General features: G+C 44.1%; 24 protein-coding genes, 3 pseudogenes and 1 CRISPR repeat array (1 of these 28 cut by a window edge). Of the genes and pseudogenes, 19 read left to right on the plus strand and 8 right to left on the minus strand.

Annotated elements, in window-relative coordinates:
- Positions 1-212 precede the first annotated feature (212 nt).
- The 4 genes from NSTC731_RS27000 to NSTC731_RS27015 all read left to right on the plus strand — a co-directional run bounded on the left by NSTC731_RS27000 (position 213) and on the right by NSTC731_RS27015 (position 1,849).
- Entirely contained in the window at positions 213-737 is a 525-nt protein-coding gene (locus tag NSTC731_RS27000; protein WP_445632175.1) for a S1/P1 nuclease, read from the plus strand.
- Between the two features lie 26 nt (positions 738-763).
- Positions 764-967 carry a hypothetical protein gene (locus NSTC731_RS27005; RefSeq protein WP_445627638.1) on the plus strand — a complete coding sequence of 68 codons (204 nt, stop codon included), beginning with the start codon at positions 764-766 and terminating at the stop codon, positions 965-967.
- Positions 968-1,310: 343 nt separating this feature from the next.
- A complete protein-coding gene (locus tag NSTC731_RS27010; RefSeq protein WP_445632176.1) occupies positions 1,311-1,475 on the plus strand; it encodes an alanine--tRNA ligase-related protein in 165 nt (54 codons plus the stop codon).
- 5 nt (positions 1,476-1,480) lie between these two features.
- The gene (locus NSTC731_RS27015; protein ID WP_445627639.1) at positions 1,481-1,849 is read left to right on the plus strand and encodes an alanine--tRNA ligase-related protein; all 369 of its coding nucleotides are present in this window, start codon (positions 1,481-1,483) and stop codon (positions 1,847-1,849) included.
- A 654-nt stretch (positions 1,850-2,503) separates the two neighbouring features.
- Here the strand turns inward: NSTC731_RS27015 and NSTC731_RS27020 are convergent.
- The 5 genes and pseudogenes from NSTC731_RS27020 to NSTC731_RS27040 all read right to left on the minus strand — a co-directional run bounded on the left by NSTC731_RS27020 (position 2,504) and on the right by NSTC731_RS27040 (position 4,935).
- Positions 2,504-2,638, minus strand: coding sequence for a CopG family transcriptional regulator (locus NSTC731_RS27020; RefSeq protein WP_445632177.1), 135 nt, complete (start codon positions 2,636-2,638; stop codon positions 2,504-2,506).
- Between the two features lie 76 nt (positions 2,639-2,714).
- Positions 2,715-2,906, minus strand: a pseudogene (locus tag NSTC731_RS27025) (HU family DNA-binding protein); the annotation flags it as partial.
- A 214-nt stretch (positions 2,907-3,120) separates the two neighbouring features.
- The gene (locus tag NSTC731_RS27030; protein ID WP_445627640.1) at positions 3,121-3,501 is read right to left on the minus strand and encodes a hypothetical protein; all 381 of its coding nucleotides are present in this window, start codon (positions 3,499-3,501) and stop codon (positions 3,121-3,123) included.
- A 510-nt stretch (positions 3,502-4,011) separates the two neighbouring features.
- Entirely contained in the window at positions 4,012-4,332 is a 321-nt protein-coding gene (locus NSTC731_RS27035) for a hypothetical protein (RefSeq protein ID WP_445627641.1), read from the minus strand.
- A 267-nt stretch (positions 4,333-4,599) separates the two neighbouring features.
- Positions 4,600-4,935: a UvrD-helicase domain-containing protein gene (locus NSTC731_RS27040; protein ID WP_445627642.1), complete on the minus strand. Its 336-nt coding sequence runs from the start codon at positions 4,933-4,935 to the stop codon at positions 4,600-4,602.
- Between NSTC731_RS27040 and NSTC731_RS27045 the strand changes: the two genes are divergently transcribed.
- From NSTC731_RS27045 to NSTC731_RS27060, 4 genes are all read left to right on the plus strand, one after another.
- On the plus strand, positions 4,925-5,155 hold the full coding sequence (locus NSTC731_RS27045; RefSeq protein ID WP_445627643.1) for a hypothetical protein: 231 nt from the start codon (positions 4,925-4,927) through the stop codon (positions 5,153-5,155). The two genes, NSTC731_RS27040 and NSTC731_RS27045, sit on opposite strands and share 11 nt — an antisense overlap.
- Before the next feature lie 340 nt (positions 5,156-5,495).
- A complete protein-coding gene (locus NSTC731_RS27050; RefSeq protein ID WP_445627644.1) occupies positions 5,496-5,762 on the plus strand; it encodes a hypothetical protein in 267 nt (88 codons plus the stop codon).
- A 236-nt stretch (positions 5,763-5,998) separates the two neighbouring features.
- Positions 5,999-6,262, plus strand: a complete 264-nt coding sequence (locus NSTC731_RS27055; protein ID WP_445627645.1) for a hypothetical protein — start codon at positions 5,999-6,001, stop codon at positions 6,260-6,262.
- A 27-nt stretch (positions 6,263-6,289) separates the two neighbouring features.
- Entirely contained in the window at positions 6,290-6,883 is a 594-nt protein-coding gene (locus tag NSTC731_RS27060) for a transposase (protein WP_445627646.1), read from the plus strand.
- A 168-nt stretch (positions 6,884-7,051) separates the two neighbouring features.
- On the opposite strand, the gene NSTC731_RS27065 is transcribed toward NSTC731_RS27060, so the two are convergent.
- The 3 genes and pseudogenes from NSTC731_RS27065 to NSTC731_RS27075 form a co-directional block, all read right to left on the minus strand.
- The gene (locus NSTC731_RS27065) at positions 7,052-7,252 is read right to left on the minus strand and encodes a pentapeptide repeat-containing protein (protein WP_445632178.1); all 201 of its coding nucleotides are present in this window, start codon (positions 7,250-7,252) and stop codon (positions 7,052-7,054) included.
- Positions 7,253-7,420: 168 nt separating this feature from the next.
- Positions 7,421-7,783 (minus strand): annotated as a pseudogene (locus NSTC731_RS27070) (pentapeptide repeat-containing protein); the annotation flags it as partial.
- Positions 7,784-8,383: 600 nt separating this feature from the next.
- Positions 8,384-9,181 carry a hypothetical protein gene (locus NSTC731_RS27075; RefSeq protein WP_445627647.1) on the minus strand — a complete coding sequence of 266 codons (798 nt, stop codon included), beginning with the start codon at positions 9,179-9,181 and terminating at the stop codon, positions 8,384-8,386.
- Positions 9,182-9,246: 65 nt separating this feature from the next.
- Between NSTC731_RS27075 and NSTC731_RS27080 the strand changes: the two genes are divergently transcribed.
- The 11 genes and pseudogenes from NSTC731_RS27080 to NSTC731_RS27130 all read left to right on the plus strand — a co-directional run bounded on the left by NSTC731_RS27080 (position 9,247) and on the right by NSTC731_RS27130 (position 17,622).
- On the plus strand, positions 9,247-9,747 hold the full coding sequence (locus NSTC731_RS27080; RefSeq protein WP_445627648.1) for a Calx-beta domain-containing protein: 501 nt from the start codon (positions 9,247-9,249) through the stop codon (positions 9,745-9,747).
- On the plus strand, positions 9,680-10,264 hold the full coding sequence (locus tag NSTC731_RS27085) for a hypothetical protein (protein WP_445627649.1): 585 nt from the start codon (positions 9,680-9,682) through the stop codon (positions 10,262-10,264). Before NSTC731_RS27080 ends, NSTC731_RS27085 begins: the two co-directional genes overlap by 68 nt.
- Positions 10,261-11,568 carry a class I tRNA ligase family protein gene (locus tag NSTC731_RS27090; protein WP_445627650.1) on the plus strand — a complete coding sequence of 436 codons (1,308 nt, stop codon included), beginning with the start codon at positions 10,261-10,263 and terminating at the stop codon, positions 11,566-11,568. Before NSTC731_RS27085 ends, NSTC731_RS27090 begins: the two co-directional genes overlap by 4 nt.
- A 58-nt stretch (positions 11,569-11,626) precedes the next feature.
- Positions 11,627-12,589 carry an IS5 family transposase gene (locus tag NSTC731_RS27095; protein WP_445627651.1) on the plus strand — a complete coding sequence of 321 codons (963 nt, stop codon included), beginning with the start codon at positions 11,627-11,629 and terminating at the stop codon, positions 12,587-12,589.
- 22 nt (positions 12,590-12,611) lie between these two features.
- Positions 12,612-12,887, plus strand: a pseudogene (locus tag NSTC731_RS27100) (GMC oxidoreductase); the annotation flags it as partial.
- 105 nt (positions 12,888-12,992) lie between these two features.
- The gene (locus NSTC731_RS27105; protein ID WP_445627652.1) at positions 12,993-13,904 is read left to right on the plus strand and encodes an SDR family NAD(P)-dependent oxidoreductase; all 912 of its coding nucleotides are present in this window, start codon (positions 12,993-12,995) and stop codon (positions 13,902-13,904) included.
- A gap of 360 nt (positions 13,905-14,264) precedes the next feature.
- Positions 14,265-14,696 (plus strand): cupin domain-containing protein, encoded by a 432-nt coding sequence (locus tag NSTC731_RS27110; protein WP_445627653.1) that lies wholly within the window; start codon positions 14,265-14,267, stop codon positions 14,694-14,696.
- 85 nt (positions 14,697-14,781) lie between these two features.
- Entirely contained in the window at positions 14,782-15,531 is a 750-nt protein-coding gene (locus NSTC731_RS27115; RefSeq protein ID WP_445627654.1) for a glucose 1-dehydrogenase, read from the plus strand.
- Positions 15,532-15,550: 19 nt separating this feature from the next.
- On the plus strand, positions 15,551-16,219 hold the full coding sequence (locus tag NSTC731_RS27120; protein ID WP_445627655.1) for an MOSC domain-containing protein: 669 nt from the start codon (positions 15,551-15,553) through the stop codon (positions 16,217-16,219).
- Positions 16,220-16,434: 215 nt separating this feature from the next.
- A complete protein-coding gene (locus NSTC731_RS27125; RefSeq protein ID WP_445627656.1) occupies positions 16,435-17,304 on the plus strand; it encodes an alpha/beta fold hydrolase in 870 nt (289 codons plus the stop codon).
- Positions 17,305-17,313: 9 nt separating this feature from the next.
- Positions 17,314-17,622 carry a hypothetical protein gene (locus NSTC731_RS27130; RefSeq protein ID WP_445627657.1) on the plus strand — a complete coding sequence of 103 codons (309 nt, stop codon included), beginning with the start codon at positions 17,314-17,316 and terminating at the stop codon, positions 17,620-17,622.
- Between the two features lie 22 nt (positions 17,623-17,644).
- A CRISPR array of direct repeats spans positions 17,645-21,722; the repeat unit is 37 nt; unit sequence GTTTCAGTCCCCGTGAGGGGTAATGAGGTTTGGAAAC (it continues 1,260 nt past the right edge of the window).

Below are 21,722 nucleotides of genomic sequence, written 5' to 3' on the forward strand. Positions count from 1 at the left end.
ATAAGCTATTACAGTGCATTAATTCCTCTTCTAGTTTTTTAAATCAGCGAACCACCAAAGATAGTTTTTACCCTCCTGTTTCACCTATCTGATCTGCATCATCTGCCACTCCATTGCGAAAGTGCGCCTAGTAATATTAAATTACCATCATCCAATATCATCTCAGATAAATAGATGATAAGGCGGATGGCATCTTAAGCTTTTGTTTACGAATCAGATCTAAAAGCAATGCCAGTAACAGTGACAAAGCAGTTGCAATATGTTGGCTGTTCCATTTAATAGGGGATGTGCATCAGCTATTGCATACTACCAAACTAATAACTAATCAGTACCCTCAACCAGAAGGCGATCGAGGCGGTACATGTTTTTACATTAGAGTTAAACCAAATAGCCAAACGATTAGTTTGCATAAATTCTGGGATGACCTAATTGTTGGCAGCGAAAGGTTTCAAACAGTTCGTAACGCTGCTACTAGCCTTAGATCATCTTACCAACGTAATAAATTACCTGAATTAAGAGAAACTAAATTTAATAACTGGGCGAAGTTGGAAAGCTTTAGAATAGCAAAACAAGACGCATATCTAAATGGAAAACTTTCTGGTAGTAGTGATAAGAATGATGGGAAACTCTTACCAGCAAATTATGCTGCTACAGCTAAACCAATTGCTCAACGTCGAATGAGCTTGGCAGGCTATCGCCTAGCCGATGTGCTTAACCAATTGTTGGGACAGCGATAAAACCTGCACGTGGTGGTTCCCGTTCGATGGAGCGGTTTCAACAGGTTAAATATTATGCTGCGGTGGTCATGGAACGGGTGAAGGATGGGATGAATGCGGTAAAAGAGTTTCTCTCTACCCTCACTCCTGACGAGCGTTGGGGCGCGATCTTGGCGTTTGATGAGCTAGAGCCTGTGATGTTTGGGGAGTTGGTAGCTGTGGCTCCTGATTGGGTTGAGTGGATGGGGTGAAACCTGGGTTTAGGAAAAGCTTACTAGCGAGGTCGATTTTCTCGCCCATGATAGATGCGTAGTATCACAACATCATGCTCAAGAATAACATAGTGAATTATGAAGCCGTATTTTCCAAAAGGAACTACAAGCTTTCGTAATCCTGCTATATTCAAACTCGATCAACATTAAACCTAGAGCAAATGCACTGCTGATGAGTGCTGAGGCAAATTGCACACTGTTATCTCAAGTTAATATATCTAATTTGTATTATGTGTGTTACAATTGGCTATATAGATAAATACCAGAGGCGAAAAATGAAAATGCAGGACGCATAAATGGCGGCTTTGAATTAAGTCGCCAAATCGAACAACAATTTATTAAATTTTATGAAGAACATGGGCATTCTCATTTACCAGAATATCCCTTAATCTCGCAAGATAAGGATTTGCTCTACACAATTGCTGGGATGATACCATTTAAACCCATGTTTGAAGGGCATCAACAACCTATACATAAACGAGTTTAACTTATGTGTTAAGCAATAAAAAAAGTATTTATGAGATAGATTGCTTCTGCCAAAATTTTGATAACCATATTTTAAAAGACCACTACCGAACTTATAATTGGATTATGAGTGAAGGGATAACGCCTAGCAATTCTCAGCATGGTTATATCCTCCGCAAACTAATGAGAAGAATGTTTTATCTTGGATACAAGCCAAAAGATAATTTGATTTTCCAAGAAGAATATGAAAAATACCAAAAAGTCTTATCGCTTGGTAAGCAGAAGTTAAGCAAAATTGCTAACCCAAGCGAAAGTGATTTATTAAATCTTTACCAAACTTTTGGTATACCTATTGAAATTAGCCAACAAATTATTAATAATAAAAAACTGATGTAGGATGAATTTATTGTTCGTAACATTTTGTAAAACCGCTTGAGAACTGCTGTCTCCATTATTTAGCAGACCTACTGGCTACTTACCACTTCTGCAAAGGTAGCGCTTGAGTATAGTTTCTGCTTCTTTTGATTTATCTCCTGAAGAGTAACTAAGCAGTTCTGATAAGAAATTAACATTCTGATTAGTTCAGCTTTTTTAGACCATGTTTTAATATTATGATGAATATCACACCAAGAGCAAAAGTAATAGCTAATAATATTGCTATTGGCAGGAAGCAATTTCCTTGATTCGTACTCCACGAACATAAGAAAAGTAGACTCTGTATACCAAAGATACTCACTAAAATTAAGCTAAATATGCCAATAACACCAATAGATACAATAATATATCCAGTATTTCTATTTTTGCTCATAAATCTCTTACATCTGACAAAAATTATTTTTAAGTGGAGTTACACGGCTAGGCGAGTGTTCCCAAGGCAACACAATTAAGGCAGGCAATATGGTTACACTTTACCCTACTTATACTGGATAAACTGGTATTATGCCAAAAATCAAACAGTGCAATTACTGTCTGTTGTATGCTAACGATCCCCACATAGTTTGTGCCGTTTATCTAGGAGGGATCGAGGGCGATCGCTGCTAATCAAACAGTTCAAACTGTATTAGGTGTTTCTCCAGTTGGTAAAGAACGGATTAATTCCCGAATGATATCGGTTGTTGGCCGTCCTGTGATTGAGCAGTACTTTTCTAGGCTTTCTGCTTCGCCTGATGTCAGATTTATTGTTATTCGTTTAACTGGAGTTTAGACTAAAAGCGATATGAGAGAACGCAAATCAAATGGAATTAGAGATTAAAAATATTATCTTTGGATTCAGCCCTTCACATTCGGAACGTTCGCGTCGCTCGAATGAGCCAAAACCAACCAATGTTACCTTATCCCCATTCGCTACAGCTTCGGTAACAACTTCTAAAAAAGCTGATATCACTTCCAATGCTTCTTTTTTTGTGATGTTGGCCTTTGCTGCTACAGCATCTACTAATTCACCCTTGTTGATAAATTCCCCTGAAGTATTGCAAGTATTGGAAATTTAGCATCAGTAAGTCTTGTTAGCAAAGGGGGAAAAGGAATAAAAATCAAAAATGTAATACTACTACAAATTCTTTTGAGTTTATAACCACCTATCTAGTGGAAGCAACTTCTCTAATTTTGCCAGAGAAGTTGCAAGATAAATTCGTAAACTCTCAAAATTAGAGATTACGAATTATTGTTTATTTCCTCAAAATATTAATAGCTGCACCTGCTGCTGCGCCATCTAATAAATCGCCAGCCACATCTTCGCGCCCGCCAATAATAGCGCGAACTCCGGCGCTAGTTGCTGCCCCGACTGCGGCATCTCTACCTAAGTTACGTTTTTTCTTACGTCCAACTAAATTGACGGCAGCACCAGCCGCAGCACACTTAGCAGCATTGCGTAAAACACTACCACGTCTTCTAGCAGCTCCAGTTACTACACAAGTACCAGCACCAAGGGCTGCATCTCCTAAAATTCGGTCGTTAGCTGCTGCTGGTTGAAGAGGAACTAAGGAGATTCCAGTTAAACTGGCAGCCATGAAACTGGGTAGAAATGCGCGTTTGAGAATTCGATTCATAGTAGATACCTTCTTAAAAAATCAAACGACTGTTCAAAAGACTAAAGAAAAATTCAATTTGTTGCAGCCACAGATGCGCTCCTGACTAGTTTAGACCTGGAGTTTAGTCAGAAGTGCGAAACCCAAAGCCTTACAGTGATTGAGATAGGGAAAATGTACTCAATCGTAAGGCAGACAATAAGTGTTACAGAAAAAATATCACATTGACCGAGAGTTCAATATTATTATCTTGCTCCTGGGTGGTGAAATGGATAGACAAATGAACTACCCAGGAGCTAGCTTTGCTTGAGCCAGGGGTTTCTCCCGGATTTCTCACAAGAAAGAGCGATCGCAATCCTCATAATCCTTAGCCAGAATATGTTTCGGACATTTTTGATAGATGATTTTTGGATTTGTGTGAAAAACCAGAATCTAGATTTTATAAGGGTTTGAGAATTGTGGCGAGAAATGCGGGTTCTACATCCCCTGGACTAGCCTGAGATTTTTGACGCTTCTTTTAACCCAGTTTTTTCATGCTTCCTGCAGTCTTACGGGGCTTCTGCACACTCGTATTTGAGGAATAACAACAAAATTTTCAGATCCATAGCCTCGCTCTCGATCTAAATCTATAGCAATATTAATTAAAGTTTTAACGGTAGGTTCTGTTAAGCTACGACCAGTACGTTCAAAAAAATCCTCACATCTTTGCTGAACTGATTCTTCAGGATTTAAAACTAGGCTATAGTCTTTCTGTAAAGCATTAATCAGCAATTGAGTAGAACGATTATTGACTAAAGGTATAGTATTATTTTTCAAAGTATAAGTAGAAATATTTTCTTTTTCTAATAGCAATCTTATATGATTAAGTTCATCTCAGTTACGTGCTAAAATAGCAATCTCATTTGGGAAAGAGCCTGAGTCTAGCCACACTTTGATATTATCTTTAATCCACCCAGCTTGCTAAGATATATTTTTGAAATTCAAAGCTCTAACAGGCTGTCCCTTAGTTACTTGCCTCTCATGGTTAATGCGAATTTGTTCTTCTGGAGCCTATTTACATCTTTTAGGATTTTTTTAAATTAACTCATTAGCAACTTTAATAATATTATCTGTAGAACGTTAATTTGCGGTCAGTAGTAATCTTTTGGCTTTATATTCTTGTTCAAATTGAAGGATATACTTGGTACTAGCTCCATTAAATTCAAAAATATTTTGGTCATCATCACCAATAGCGCAAAGATTAATTTGCACCGAGCGCGTTTCGTCTTCAGATTGATTTAACCCAACAATTGACTTAATCAGACGATACTCCTTTTCACTAACATCTTGATACTCATCAACAAAAATGTATTCTAATTTTCCTAATAATTGAATTCGTCGCGCTTGAGTATCGTTATCTGCATCTTCAAATTCTTCATCAAAGTCACCCTCTTGAAAGATTTCATTGGTTGTCACCCAAAACCAATCGTCTTTGGCACTGCCAAAAGTGCGATCGCCTTACTACTGCACTACTGGCCACCACAGTCATCAAGCGACCCCAACAGTTCGGTTGAAAGACCGTTTTAAAAAGGCTAAATCGGCATCGGTCAGTGAAAGGTTACGCTTGAGAGGGGCAATCGCACTTGTACACAGCAGGAGCGATCGCCCGATCGTCAAATCTGCGATTCAACATTAGATAATCGAAACTGGCAATTACCGTATAATCAAAAGCACAGTTAATACAAAACTGTTTCAAGCAGAAAGCTTGTCACCTTTATTAGTGGCTTTGGTAATTTTTAGGCTTTTATTAGTTGTACACTAACTCTATAATTGAATGGCACTAAGAAAAGCTCTAAGCTATGTGGAATAGGAGCTATAGCTTGAAATGCGGGACGAGCAGTAATGGCATAGGCAGGCGATCGCTAATGGAGGGATGATGTACAATTGTCCAAAAGTTTTTGGAAGTAAAAAAAGCTTACTCGTCCGTGAAATACTGTTTTTGAGACGAATAAGTCAAAACCAAAATTACTACTACTGTGACACTAAGAGTACAAATCCTCAAGGATAAATTTAATCAGAGTTTAGGTTTACCTTTCAAAGAACTATTGCCAGAGTTTGTAATAAGACAAGCAATTTCCGAATTAAAGATTAAATACAAAAAGCGGTTATTTGATCCGTTTGTAACATTGTGGGCATTTTTATCTCAGGTTCTGGATACCGACAAAACTTGCCATAATGCTGTGAGTAAAATAATTGCACATCTAGCAGAATCAGAAGTAGAAGTTCCCTCAACGGAAAAATAGTGGATATTGCCAAGCCAGAGCAAGGCTCCCAGAGAAATTATTAGAGAAACTTTTCAATTTCTCAGCACAAAATCTAGAAGAGAAAGTGACAAAAAAACATTTGTAGTGTGGTCGCAATGTCTTAGTAATAGACGGTTCAACTGTTTCCATGCCAGACACCATAGAGAACCAAAAAGAATACCCAAGGGCCTAGTAGTCAAAAAGGAGGATGTGGTTTCCCAATTGCTAAGATTGGTGTGATATTCAGTTTGGTGACGGGAGGCGCTGTTGCTTTGTGCATAGATGTTCTGAACACTCATGATATAAAGATAGCGAGAAGGTTGTACAGTTTTCTCAAACCAAATGATGTACTTTTAGGGGATAGAGCTTTTTGTGCTTACGCTGATATGGTTGCTATTACTAAACTTGGTTGTGATGTAGTATTCCGTAAGCATCAATCTCGGACAACAACCATGCGAAAAGGAAAAATTGTTGGCGATTGTGACAAGCTTGTTACTTAGTATAAACCTAAAAGATGCCCGCAAGGATTGAGCAAGGATGAATTTGATGCTCTACCTTCTGCCATAATTGTACGAGAAATTTACTACTACATTGTTATTCCTGGTTTTCGCACTTCATCTGTCAGTTTAATTACTACTCTATTGGATAAAACAACTTATCCTACTCTCGAAATTGTTGGGCTTTATAGTAAACGCTGGGACGTTGAATTAGATTTAAGACATCTTAAAACTACTTTGGGAATGGATGTTTTGCGCTGTAAAACACCCTCAATGGTACGCAAAGAAATTTATGTTTATTTGCTTGCCTATAATTTACTTCGTAGTTTGATGTGGTCAGCAGGTACTACTTACGGTAATTCTCCGTTACGCCTATCACTGCAAGGTACTCGCCATCATTTAAATAACTTTATTCCCAAATTGTTAGCTGCAACTTCAACAAAACGTCTTCAGATTTATTGGACTTTACTTAAAGTTATTGCTCACAAGGCTGTGAGCGATGCCTGCGGCGGTAAACTACGCCCTGGAAGAAGTGAACCACGAGTCCGTAAACGTCGCCCGAAAGCCTACCCCTTAATGACCAAACCTCGGCATGAATTACGCAAACAATTGCAAACCGCTTAACCCATAAGTATTTCGGCTTTTCTTAGTGCCATTCCACTATAACTAGAGGGATATCTGCCAATTTAATTGTCTCTGATGATAGCGTCGGTATCGAAACTACTTACCTCACCCCACAAACAGTTCTCGAAGGTAACTTGGGTTATTCGAGTCCCTTGAAAGAAAGCGTTCCTAAAGTCTACACTCTTCGATGATCAGTCGGTAAAAACTTCCATCGGAGAGGTCGGCATTACTGAAGTTACTTTTGGTAAAGGCAGTTTCAATTCCGACACCGCCCATAGAGGCATAGGTGAAATTAACTTTGGTAGCGTCACAATACATGAGAGCGGCATTAATCAAGTTAGCCGCAGTAAAGTTGGCATAGTCAAGCACCGCGTACTCTATCCTAGCTCGCTCCAAATTGGCTTTTCTCAGATAAGCTCTGTTGAAGAAGCCATGCGTAATTTTAGTGCAGACCGCTTGAATGGAAGCCATTACAGCATCGACAAATTTGCACATTCTAAGATCGGCACAAGTCAAGTCGGCATGGCTGAGGATCGCTTCAGTCAAATCCAATTGAGTGAGCTTGCTAAATCCCAGATTAGCTCTGGTCAAGTTAGCTCTTTGCCAATTAGATTCATGAGCTTCCAACCCTCTCAAATCGGCTCCAGTCAGATTGGCTCCAGTCAGAGTAACATCGTGCATCCCAGCTTTGAGCAAGATTGCCGCACTCAAATTGGCATTGGTCAAGTTAACCGAGCCAAGCACAACTTGAGTGAGATCGGCTCCACTGAGATCGATACCAGTCAGATCAATACTAGTGCCATTGATAGGGATACTATTGAAATCAACCCCACTCAAGTCAATCCCACTAAAGTTTCTCTCCCCAGCAGCATATCGTTTCAGCAATTCTTCACCAGTCATGCCAATACCTTTTTACTAACTAACATCTACTCTACCCCTCAAACCCTGTGGCAAACTGCCACACCCATCAACCTCAATTTTGAAGTCACAAACCTCCCCACCGGACAACTAGCCGAAGCTGTTATCACCTCCTATGACTCCCTTGGTCGCCCCAACGGCGGAACCATCCTCATCGACAACGACGCTAACGGCATAGGCTGGTTCATCGACACCACCCCCTTCGATAACAGCGAATTCACGCAACCCCTCACCAACACCGCCTACCGCGCCACCACAGGCGAAGCATTCGGCAAATACGACCTCCTCACCACCATCCTCCACGAAACCGGACACTTATTAGGTATAATCAACGGCTACAGTGAATTCGATCGCTACATCCAAACCATCAACAACACCAAAACCTTCATCGGCAACAACATCACCGCCACCCTCACGAATGACGGTAGCCACCTCGACTCCAAAATACACCCCTACGACCTGATGAACAACACCCTCGCCCCAGGCGTGCGTAAACTACCATCATGGCTCAACCTCCAAATGCTTAATGCCATCCGTACCGGAGATGGGGGGATGGGGGGCTTTCAAGGGCAGGTTTTTTGTTTAAGCAGATGAGAAAGCTGTGGGACTTCTCCACGATTCAGGGAAGAAGCAACCAATAGGCAAAGGTTGACCGAGTAACAAGGCAACAATAATCTGAATAAAACCGCGTCGAAAACAACTTAAAAAACGTATTGGTTTTTTAGCTGGTGGTTGAGTACGTGCTATGTGATCTGGTGGCAAGTCATCATAATTACTATTAGGAGGTGTAGCATCAGCCTCACTGCCAACACTGACCAGCCAGAAAGTAGCGAGAGCGATGGCTGCGCCAACGCCAAGGGCGAACGCTAACCAATGTCGCTCGGCACGTTTGGGGTCAGTGATTTTGGTAAAATGCCAGTGTAGGCCACCACGTTTAGTATCCTTGAAACCGCATTCAATCCAAGAGCGCATTCCATACCAGGTGGTAGATGCTGTCTGTGGTAGAAAATCAGTCAAAATCAGCCAGGGGTCGGTGTAACCTTTGTCCCAACGAGCTAAAAGAGTACAAGTTAGAGGATTGGTTTTAAAGCATTGAACAACACCACACCAATGGCTACCCACAAATGGAACAGTATCAGTCAAAGTAATCCAATCATGAGAATCTAACAGGCGAAATTGCCCACCAAGATTTATACGTAAAAAAGGATGCCAACCCAATTCAACTATTTTGTGATACAGCCATTCAGCGTATAATCCCCTGTCAGCGGTAACAATTACTGTCATATCTGGTGGAACGCTATGTTTTAAGCGATCAAAAAGTTCTAACCAATAAGGTTTCCAAGCTCCTGGTTTGTTAGCTGTAACTACTTTCCATGCCACTGGCACAGCGCAGCCACGAATCAGTACACTAATTGCTAAGACCGTGAATCTACTACCTAACGTAGTTGCATGACGAATTCGACGAAACCTTCAGAATCAACTTTACTAATGCCACAAATGCCACAATTCTTACCAACCAAGCGATCGCTACAATCCTCGACGACGACGCAGCCCCAACCCTGACAATTGGTAACAAAACCATCACCGAAGGTGACAACAGTACGGCAACCATTACCTACACGGTGAACCTCGACACAGCCAGCGCTAAACCAATCTCAGTTAAATATACAACAGCAGATGGGACAGCGATCGCGGGTAATGACTATACCGCAACCAACGGCACAATTAGCTTTGCTCCTGGTGAAACTACTAAAAATGTTACGGTACAGGTACTTGGCGATACCATTGATGAGTTTGACGAAACCTTCTTCCTCAACTTGAGTGATGCTACAAATGCCACAATTGCTGATAATCAAGGTGTAGGTACAATCGTTGATAATGACCTACCACCTGTACTCACCATCAATCATTGTAGAGGTAATTGGCGATCGCACCAGAGGTGCTGATGAAACCTTCGCGATTAACCTGAGCAACGCCACCAATGCTACCATCAGTGATGCCCAAGGACTGGGTACAATTGTTGACGATGACCGCACAGATGGATTTGGGATTCGAGCCGAAGGAACGGTGACTATCAATGGTAGTAGCGACTTTGACGGCAATCCCCTTGATGTGTACGATGACACATTAATCTATGCAGCCAAGGGTTTCAATATCAATGGAAATTCAGTACTCCCTGTAAAACGAGATGCAGCTGGTAATCCGATTCGAGATGCCAAAGGTAAATTGATTCTAGTTGAAAATGCTGTAGCAGTAGCACCAGGATATACAGTCAGCAATGCTTCAAATGGCAATCAGTATGCCAACTTAATTCCTCCACAAATTGTAGAGCCACAGACTATCGTTGTGCCAGCTTACGCTTTGGTAAAACAGCAAGAACTAGAACGGAGAATTCGTGTCACAGTAGTAGTAATTTTGGTTGGTGTCCTTCTTGCAAGACAGTACTTGCCGATGAGCAGGTGATTGGCGGCGAATGCGAACGGTGTAGCACGATCGCCATTCAACGGGAATTGGAACAGTGGTTTTTCAAAATCACCCAGTATGCTCAATGGTTGTTGGACAATTTGGATCGATTGGACTGGTCAGAAAAAGTCAAAACGGCTCAACGCAACTGGATTGGGCGTGACGAAATAAATGGCACAGTGCAGTATCACTTGCGAGATTGGTTAATCTCACGGCAACGCTATTGGGGCCCGCCGATTCCGATTATTTACTGCGATTGCTGCGGGATAGTGCCCGTGCCAGAGGAGCAATTGCCAGTGCAGTTGCCGGAAACTGAAAATTGGTTGCCTCAAGGAACTGGGAATTCGCCTTTGGCGGACATTCCAGAATTCGTCAATACAACCTGTCCCTGCTGTGGTGGTGCAGCACGGCGAGAAACGGATGTGTCTGATAACTTTTTGGATTCTGCTTGGTATTTTTTGCGCTATCCCTGTTGCGATCGCGCTGATGTTCCATTCGATCCAGCAATTACAGCTAAATGGTTGCCTGTGGATATGTATATTGGTGGTGCAGAACATTCTGTGCTTCATCTGTTGTACAGTCGATTCATCACAATGGTGTTGCACGATTTGGGGCATATCCCCTTTGAGGAACCCTTTCAACGATTCCGCGCCCACGGATTGCTGACTAAACAGGGTGCGAAAATGAGTAAGTCGAAGGGTAATGTGGTGAATCCCGATCGCTATATCGAGGAATATGGTGCAGATACATTGCGGACTTACCTGATGTTTTTGGGTCCATACGACCAAGGAGGCGATTTTTCCGATCGCGGGATTGCTGGTATCCGGCGATTCTTGGAAAGAGTGTATCAATGGGCGAACAAACACAAAAATAGTTTGCAACCAAATCCGCCTGATTTGGGATCGCAGCGGCGTTTACATCAAACAATCCACAAGATTTCCAAAGATATTCAATCGCTGAAATACAATACAGCGATCGCCGCCTTGATGAGTTACTTCAATATGTTGCAATCAAAGTCGAGTATTGCAGAGGTGGAATTGAAGTTTTATCTGTTGATGTTGGCTCCCTTTGCACCCCATGTTACAGAAGAACTCTGGCAGCAATTGGGTGCTGATTGCTCGATTCATCAGCAAACTTTTCCCCAGTTCGATCCAGAATTCTTGATTATCGAGCAGGTGACAGTCGCAGTGCAGATCAATGGACGTACTCGAACGACAATTACCATTTCACCGGAAGCTTCAAAGGAGGAAGCGATGGCGATCGCCAGACAAAGCAAAGCAGTTCAATGGGGCGTTGTTGCGTGAATAGGCTAAATGGTAAATTTAACCTATCGCCGATGTTCGCTCGCCGCCTAGCTCAACAATGAAGACGAAAGCCCAGTACAAAGTAAAAAATTGGAATGCTTATGATGCAGCACTAAAACAACGAGGCAGTATAACGTTCTGGGTAAATGAAGAAGTAATCGAGCAGTGGCGCAACCAGCAGAAAACAGGGAGAAAGGGAGCATCCAATTATTATAGTGACGTGGCGATGCCTTCGGCAACCCGAAGCGGGAACGCTACGATGGGAACGATTCAATCAGTGTTTCATTTGCCTGGACGACAAGCAGAGGGGTTTTTGGAGTCGTTATTCATGCTCATGGGAATTGAGCTAGCCGTACCAGATCGCTCCACACTATCGAGACGTTTAAGCAAGTTGTCGATGAAATTACCAGTTGTACCAAAAGATCAGGCTGTTCATGTGGTGGTAGATTCGACAGGAGTAAAAGTGTATGGTGAAGGAGAGTGGAAAGTTCGCACACATGGAGTAGGAAAAAGACGGACGTGGCGTAAGTTGCATCTAGGAGTTGATTCTGAAAGTGGCGAAATTCTGGGTGCGGTGGTAACTACTAATGATATGGCTGATTGTGAGGTACTGCCTGACATATTGGAGCAGATTGAGCAACCAATAGAGCAAGTGTCTGGAGATGGTGGCTATGACACAAAAGGTTGTTACAACACCATTTCACAACGCGGGGCGAGAGCCACAATTCCACCGCGTAGCAACGCCAAAATGCAACAGCCACATCCTCATTCCCAGCCCCATCCCAGAGATGAAAATCTGCCAAGGGTGAACCAAGTCGGGCGTAAGCAATGGAAACAAGAGAGTGGATATCATCGCCGTTCATTATCAGAGACAGCCATCTTTCGCCTCAAAACCATCTTTGGTGGTAAGTTGAGACGACGCTTTTTTGACAATCAAGCGGTCGATTTATTTCTACAGTGTGCCGCCCTTAATCGCATGATCCAGTTGGGCAAGCCAGACAGTTACAAAGTGGAAAACTAACTTCTGCTCTAATGCCGGATTGGTGTGTCATTTTTTCCTTTCATGCAACAAAGCCGTTGGCACTTGCAAAATGGGCATTGACCCAATGGCAGTGGTCGATCCTGAGTTGCGGGTACATGGGGTTGAAGGCTTGCGTGTCGTGGATGCCTCCATCATGCCCACGATCGTCACGGAAAATACGAACGCACCGACCATCATGATTGGTGAGAAGGCAGCGGATTTAATTAAAGCAGGTCGCACAGCACGAACGGTTCTCAGCAAATCTAACGTCCAAAATCCGGCGTATTCATCTATTTAGAAACGAGCGATCGTCTTTGATAAATTTCAGATTATCATACCTGTTGAGCGTTTATCGGTCGATGTTAGGCAAACAGAACACTCGACCTCTGTAAAGGGATACACAATGGCTCTGATTACAACACCATTTGGACGACATTCCACTGCCGCCGAGGTCGTAGAAGGAATTGATCTTTCCGGCAAGCGGGCGATCGTCACGGGAGCCGCATCGGGCATCGGCGCAGAAACGGCGCGGGCACTGGCTCAAACTGGAGCGATCGTCACACTAGCTGTGCGTAATACCAATGCTGGAGCGCAAGTCGCGGCTGACATTATGGCTACTACTGGGAACCGGAATATTTATGTTGCTTTGCTTGATTTAAGCGATCGCAACTCAATTGCCAAGTTCATTGCTGCCTGGCGTGAGCCGCTGCATATCCTCGTTAATAATGCAGGGGTAATGGCACTGCCCGAACAGCGCACACCCGAAGGCTGGGAGATGCAATTTGCCACTAACTATCTCGGACACTTTGCCCTAGCGCTCGGACTACACGACGCTCTCGCCGCAGAGGGTGCCGCCCGTATCGTGTTGGTTAGTTCTAGCGGACACCTGATGTCGCCCATTGTGTTCGATGATATTCACTTCATGTTCCGTCCTTACGATCCGTGGTTGGCGTATGGACAGTCCAAGACCGCAAGCATCCTCTTTGCAGTGGGTGCTACTGCGCGCTGGTTCAAGGATGGCATTACCGCTAATGCCCTGATGCCCGGGGCGATCGCAACCAACCTCCAGCGTCATACGGGCGGTCTTAGAACCCCACCTGAGCGGCAGAAGACAATAGCGCAGGGTGCGGCAACTTCCGTTCTGTTGGCAACCTCTGGGCTACTAAAGGGCGTTGGCGGACGCTATTTCGAGGACTGCAATGAAGCCACTCTCGTCACCAACGGGAACGGCTATATGAGCGGAGTTGCCCCCTACGCCCTAAACCCAGACAATGCCGATCGGCTCTGGAATGAATCGTTGCGCCTGCTCGCTTGACCTGGCAGTAACAGTGAGCTTCATGCTGTTGATGAACGAATTGCCGGTCGTAAGCCTGCCAGCCTTTTGTCCATCATGCCCACGATCGCCACGGGAAATACAAACGCACCCACTATGATGATTGCTGGGAAGGCAGCAGATTTAATTAAAATGGAGCGTACTTCGCAAAGTGTTCTTAACAAGCTTAATGTTTAAAATCTGACACACTCATCTATTTAGGAGTTCGGAAATCTCCCTTTTCAAGAGTTTATCTGACACTTCGCTTTAGCACTCGGTTTCTATGACGTACTGGCATTGACGGCATGAACGCCTGCTTTATCTGAGTCGTAAGCTTGAACATTCATTAGAAGGATCTATTTTATGATACAATCTTTCTGGCTTTTTGGTTCTCGCCTCACCATCGTCGCCGACCACACTACGACCGATGGTAAATACGATCTGATTGAAGGTTATTTCCCTCCTGGCACACAGACTCCACCCCATCGCCACACACGTTATTCCGAACAACTTTATGTACTCGAAGGAGAGTTCACTGTCTGGGTTGGTAAGAATAAGGTTGTGCTAGGCCCAGGTGAAAGTGCCTTCATTCCGATGGGTACACCCCATGTCGTTGCTGCACTCAGCGATCGACCAGCTCGCGGGTTAGTTGTTGCTTCGCCCAGTGCCTTTGCTCACCTAGTTGAAGCAACAGGGACGCTAAACGAGAATGAGGAAGCTGACTTGGCATTATTCATACGCGTCTCTAGCGAAATTGGCGACGAAACTCTGGGTGTACCTGGAGATATCCCTTAAAGATTAAGTTGACCATTCTTCCTCCTGACTCCGCTCTCCATAAGCAACTGACTGCTTTAAACCCAACAATTAAAGGATCGGCATCATGAAAAAATTAGAAGGAAAAATCGCCCTTGTCACGGGTGGCAACAGTGGTATCGGTCTTGCCACTGCCAAACAGTTTGTTGCTGAAGGTTCTTACGTCTACATTACGGGTCGTCGCCAAGCCGAACTGGATGCTGCTGTAGAAGCCATCGGTAAAAATGTTACGGCTGTGCAGAGCGATGTTTCTAATCTGGCAGACCTCGATCGCCTGTTTGCCACTATTGAGCAAGAGCAAGGACACCTCGATATCATCTTTGCTAATGCTGGCGGTGGACAAATTGCCCCACTTGGAGCAATCACTGAGGAACATTTTGACAAAACATTCAACGTAAACGTCAAAGGTTTGCTGTTCACCGTACAAAAGGCACTGCCACTGTTGCCAGAGGGCGCTTCTATTATCCTGAATGCTTCGATTACTTCTATAAAAGGTACGCCAGCTTTCAGTGTTTACAGTGCCTCCAAAGCCGCCGTGAGATCGTTTGCTCGGAATTGGATACTCGACCTCAGAGAACGCAAGATCCGAGTGAATGCCATTAGCCCTGGTGTGGTTCCGACTCCTGGTTACGATCATTTGGGACTTAATGACCAGCAGTTGCAAGAATTTGTGGACAGCCAAGCCAGCACCATCCCACTGGGACGAGTCGGCACACCCGATGAAATTGCCAAAGCCGTTGTTTTTCTGGCTTCAGATGATAGCAGCTTTGTGAACGGCATTGAGTTGTTTGTTGATGGCGGTATGGCACAGATTTGAAGTCCAAAAGGGGTTAAAGATGAAGCTGATCTCTGTTAATGTCGGGCTGCCGCGTGAAGTGACCTGGAAAGGAAAACCCGTCCGCACTGGAATTTTTAAAGAGCCAGTTAATTCCAGAGTGATGGTGCGCGAACTCAATTTAGATGGCGATCGCCAAGCGGATCTCACCGTTCATGGCGGAATTGACAAAGCCGTATATGTCTATCCTTTTGAGCATTACGACTACTGGCAAAGCGAATTGCCTGACACAGAGTTAACGCCAGGAATCTTTGGTGAAAATTTCACAGTTACAGGATTGAAAGAAGAGGAAATTAACATTGGCGATCGCTTCAAAATCGGCAGTGTGGAACTAATGGTGACTCAACCGCGCTTACCTTGCTACAAACTAGGGATTCGCTTTGGGCGAGCGGATATGGTGAAACGATTTCTCGCCAGTCGTCGCACCGGATTTTACTTTCGAGTTTTGCAAGAGGGCGAAGTTGGAGTCGGAGACACTTTAGAGTTGGTGAGTCGAGATACCAACAATATTACTGTTGCTAATATCATTCAGCTTTATGTTCGCGAGCGAAACAATCCAGAATTACTGCATCGTGCTGCTCAACTTGAAGCGTTACCCGAAAGCTGGCGGGACTACTTTCAGGAGCAGATCCGTCAACGCCCTTCGGGCGGGGAAAAGGGTAAAGGTTAAAGGGGAAAGGGAATCCCATAACTAAAGTTAGGGGTTTGATACTATGAGGCTGTATTCCTCGTACTACGTATCTGGAAATACATCTTTTTTCCTTTTCCATGTTTAAAAACTCTTTCTTGCGCCCTTTCCCCTTTCCCCCTCTTCGGTTGTCAGGATGCGAGATAGATCGACCTGTCGGAAAACGCCATCTTTTATCACTTACAAGGAGTAATCCCATGACTACATATCGCACAGTTTCAATCGATGGTTTAGAAATCTTCTACCGTGAAGCGGGTTCCCGTGATAATCCGACGATTCTGCTATTGCACGGCTTTCCAACCTCGTCCCACATGTTCCGCAATCTCATACCAGCCCTTGCTGATAAATTCCATCTCATTGCTCCTGATTACCCTGGCTACGGCAACAGTTCGATGCCAACTGTAAATGAATTTGATTACACGTTCGATCGCTTGGCTGAGATTGTGGAGAAATTTATTGACGCGATCGCTCTCAAAAAGTACAGCCTTTATGTGATGGATTATGGCGCACCAATTGGCTATCGGATTGCCGCTAAATATCCAGAGCGCGTGCAATCTCTGATTGTTCAAAATGGCAATGCTTACGAGGAAGGTCTGCGCGAATTCTGGGAACCAATTAAGGCATACTGGCAAGAGCGATCGCCTGAGAATGCTGAAAAGCTCAAATATCTTGTCACCCTGGAAGCGACGAAGTGGCAATATACCAACGGTGTTCGCAATTTAGAAGCAATTAGTCCCGATACCTGGACTATCGATCAACATTTCCTCGATCGCCCTGGCAACGGTGAGATTCAACTGGCACTGCTGTATAGCTATGGTACGAATCCACCGCTCTATCCCCAATGGCAGGAGTATTTTCGTAAATATCAACCTCCAACTCTGATTGTTTGGGGCAAGAACGATTACATATTTCCTGCTGACGGTGCTTATCCCTATCAGCGTGACTTAAAAAACCTGGAGTTCCATCTACTCGATACGGGACACTTTGCTTTGGAAGAAGATGGGGATGCGATTGTAAACTATATCGATCAATTTCTCACATCACGACTGCAATCCGTTCTCACCTGATCGGTGGAAATGATGCATTATCCCAGCATGGTTCCCTACCTGCGGGGACATGGATCAACCCGTTTTCTCGACAGCGCCACACCACGCTTTGGGCTGCAAGCTGCGCTCGGCGTCGATGCGATCGCCCTTGGAGTGGCTTGTTGGATTTCCTGTTGTGGAGTAGGTTGTGGTGCTGTTGCGGAAACTGTGGGCTGTTCAATAACCGATGCCTCCCATCCGATTGGCGGCAAGGGGGAAGGTAGGGTTTTCTCTGGGGATAAGGGGCGGGGGAAAAAGGGGAAAGGGTTTAAGAGGATAGTTATTTTGTACAGTGCATAGGTTCTAGTATTATTTGGGGTGAGACACTATCCCCGTGAGGGGTAATGAGGTTTGGAAACTCGCAAAAAACGGCTTGCAAAACCTTACTGGCCTGTTTCAGTCCCCGTGAGGGGTAATGAGGTTTGGAAACCTACTTTGATTTAATCCGCGCTCGTGCGGTGGATGTTTCAGTCCCCGTGAGGGGTAATGAGGTTTGGAAACCGTGTAGCAGATATTCTTCTGGAGAAAGACAAAACGTTTCAGTCCCCGTGAGGGGTAATGAGGTTTGGAAACCTTACTTTCTCTTAGCCGCTAGCTTGTCCTAATTGTTTCAGTCCCCGTGAGGGGTAATGAGGTTTGGAAACGAAATTGATGACGCACCGTCAGCATTGTTATTTTAGTTTCAGTCCCCGTGAGGGGTAATGAGGTTTGGAAACCATTTTTCCTTAATTTTCTGTGCCTCATTTTTTCTGTTTCAGTCCCCGTGAGGGGTAATGAGGTTTGGAAACCCAAGAGGCGAATCCTGTCTATCTGTATTCACTAAACTGTTTCAGTCCCCGTGAGGGGTAATGAGGTTTGGAAACTTTCTAGATAACTCAGATAAAGAAACTTTTAATTTATGTTTCAGTCCCCGTGAGGGGTAATGAGGTTTGGAAACTGAGTAACTTTGTAACCACCGAGGGCTAAGTTAGCCTGAACGGTCTGTTTCAGTCCCCGTGAGGGGTAATGAGGTTTGGAAACCTGCCAGAAGGTAGCTTATTCGATAAAAATGTAAAAAGTTTCAGTCCCCGTGAGGGGTAATGAGGTTTGGAAACAAACTCCAGTGGAAATTTCCGTAATTTCCTCTGCAAGTTTCAGTCCCCGTGAGGGGTAATGAGGTTTGGAAACTTCAGTAGCAGCTAGTGCCCCAGCTTCATATTTCAAGTTTCAGTCCCCGTGAGGGGTAATGAGGTTTGGAAACGTTAATCATCGTTACCATCAAAATCTACAAACTTAGTTTCAGTCCCCGTGAGGGGTAATGAGGTTTGGAAACCAATCAAAGCATGGTGAGAAGGGTGAAGAAAATCTTGTTTCAGTCCCCGTGAGGGGTAATGAGGTTTGGAAACTTCGATTTTTTTGAGCAGTTCAGGTGTTAATCCTTCTTGTTTCAGTCCCCGTGAGGGGTAATGAGGTTTGGAAACTAACCTTTTTACTAACTTTTATCGGTGCATTGCTGCAAGTTTCAGTCCCCGTGAGGGGTAATGAGGTTTGGAAACAAAAATGGCATAGCGGCAGAACACTTGGATGGACAGTTTCAGTCCCCGTGAGGGGTAATGAGGTTTGGAAACTAACCCAGCAAAACCAGAATTTTATCGATTAATACGTTTCAGTCCCCGTGAGGGGTAATGAGGTTTGGAAACTTGCAGATGAACTTGGAGTAGTGATTGCAAAAGAGTTTCAGTCCCCGTGAGGGGTAATGAGGTTTGGAAACTAATTATTTGCAATGGCGGTATTTGAGCGCGGCGATCTGTTTCAGTCCCCGTGAGGGGTAATGAGGTTTGGAAACTCTAGAAGATTTGTGGAAGAATAGACCACAATTTGAAAGTTTCAGTCCCCGTGAGGGGTAATGAGGTTTGGAAACAGCTTTTCCCCCGATTTCCTACCAATTTCATCAAAGTTTCAGTCCCCGTGAGGGGTAATGAGGTTTGGAAACATTGCAGAGATCCGCTACCTCCCAAATTGCTAAAACGTTTCAGTCCCCGTGAGGGGTAATGAGGTTTGGAAACCCACGATATGCTAGCCGTCAAGCGGCGGTTGGGAAAGGTGAAGTTTCAGTCCCCGTGAGGGGTAATGAGGTTTGGAAACATTAAAAAAGTCTAGTGATACTGGTGAGCAGTGGGTTGGTTTCAGTCCCCGTGAGGGGTAATGAGGTTTGGAAACTCAGAAAATAATTGGAAATACCACCCTGCCAATATATGTTTCAGTCCCCGTGAGGGGTAATGAGGTTTGGAAACCTTATTGGCGTGGTGATGAATTACGATATGGGTGGAAATGCGTTTCAGTCCCCGTGAGGGGTAATGAGGTTTGGAAACTCCCGATGAAATAATTGCAAAGCTATGGATTCATGCGTTTCAGTCCCCGTGAGGGGTAATGAGGTTTGGAAACATCTTTCAATAAACCTGGGTTTAAAAAGATAAGAGTGTTTCAGTCCCCGTGAGGGGTAATGAGGTTTGGAAACAAAACAAAAACACTATAGGCATGAGAGCAAGAAATAGTTTCAGTCCCCGTGAGGGGTAATGAGGTTTGGAAACTCCGCTTGCAGGGCTGTCGCTTCACCTTGCAGTGTGGTGTTTCAGTCCCCGTGAGGGGTAATGAGGTTTGGAAACTTAGGGAAGCTTAAATATGGAATGGGTAAAAGTTGATAGGTTTCAGTCCCCGTGAGGGGTAATGAGGTTTGGAAACGCTACTGCTGCATAAATGAAGCGGAAATTCAAAATTTGTTTCAGTCCCCGTGAGGGGTAATGAGGTTTGGAAACGATTCCTCCTCCTAAATCAACATTGTTGATTGAACGTTTCAGTCCCCGTGAGGGGTAATGAGGTTTGGAAACCGCCGGGTAGTTTGGTACGAGGCAGCAACTACTACGTTTCAGTCCCCGTGAGGGGTAATGAGGTTTGGAAACCTCTTTAACTAAAACCTCGAAACCTTCTGGCTTGACCAGTTTCAGTCCCCGTGAGGGGTAATGAGGTTTGGAAACTCTTGTGTTGAGCGAAGTCGAAACATTCTCTTGAGTTTCAGTCCCCGTGAGGGGTAATGAGGTTTGGAAACGAATTTGAATGGTATTTTTATGGCGGTGGATATGATGTTTCAGTCCCCGTGAGGGGTAATGAGGTTTGGAAACTCCTAATTTGCAGCGTCCAATGAATTCACAATATTTATTGTTTCAGTCCCCGTGAGGGGTAATGAGGTTTGGAAACCCATAAGTCTTGCCGATCAGTCCTTTAATTGTTTTTGGTTTCAGTCCCCGTGAGGGGTAATGAGGTTTGGAAACCTGGCAGTGTTTTCAAGTTCAGTTTTTGCAACTTGAGTAGGTTTCAGTCCCCGTGAGGGGTAATGAGGTTTGGAAACCTGATAAGATTCCATCATCTTGAAGGGCGTTGAACCCTGAAGAGTTTCAGTCCCCGTGAGGGGTAATGAGGTTTGGAAACCTAATGGTCAGTATACCAAGGAAACATCAACCTTGTTTCAGTCCCCGTGAGGGGTAATGAGGTTTGGAAACATGTGTAAATTGTACTGTTTTATCAGTAGTTTCAAGTTTCAGTCCCCGTGAGGGGTAATGAGGTTTGGAAACTCCTGATTTCAAGTTGTTTTCATGTTTAGGAATACTGTTTCAGTCCCCGTGAGGGGTAATGAGGTTTGGAAACGAAACATTTACTTGTTTTAGGAATGCAAATTTTACGTTTCAGTCCCCGTGAGGGGTAATGAGGTTTGGAAACATAAAACCCCTGTTGATGCCGTAGGGCATTCTTTAGTTTCAGTCCCCGTGAGGGGTAATGAGGTTTGGAAACAAAAAAGAATAGACCAAGCAGAAGCAGACTATCATGTTTCAGTCCCCGTGAGGGGTAATGAGGTTTGGAAACAAAATTGGCGAGAAAATTAAAAAACTGCTTGCTCTATGTTTCAGTCCCCGTGAGGGGTAATGAGGTTTGGAAACTGCTATCTGTTTTACAATCTGGTGGGAGATGAATCTCAAGTTTCAGTCCCCGTGAGGGGTAATGAGGTTTGGAAACTGTTACCCCATCGACCTCGTACCCCAAATAAGTACTGTTTCAGTCCCCGTGAGGGGTAATGAGGTTTGGAAACTTTAGTGCCGCTTTACCAACAAATTGCCGGACAAATGTTTCAGTCCCCGTGAGGGGTAATGAGGTTTGGAAACGCTAGCATAAGTCTTCCTTGTGTTAATCATCATTCCAAGGTTTCAGTCCCCGTGAGGGGTAATGAGGTTTGGAAACTTCATTACCGTGTCAAAGGCGTACCCGTCTTTGGGTTTCAGTCCCCGTGAGGGGTAATGAGGTTTGGAAACCCAAAAAAACCGAGCTAGAAATTCAACTTAAGAAGTTTCAGTCCCCGTGAGGGGTAATGA

Source organism: Nostoc sp. DSM 114167, from assembly GCF_052692655.1.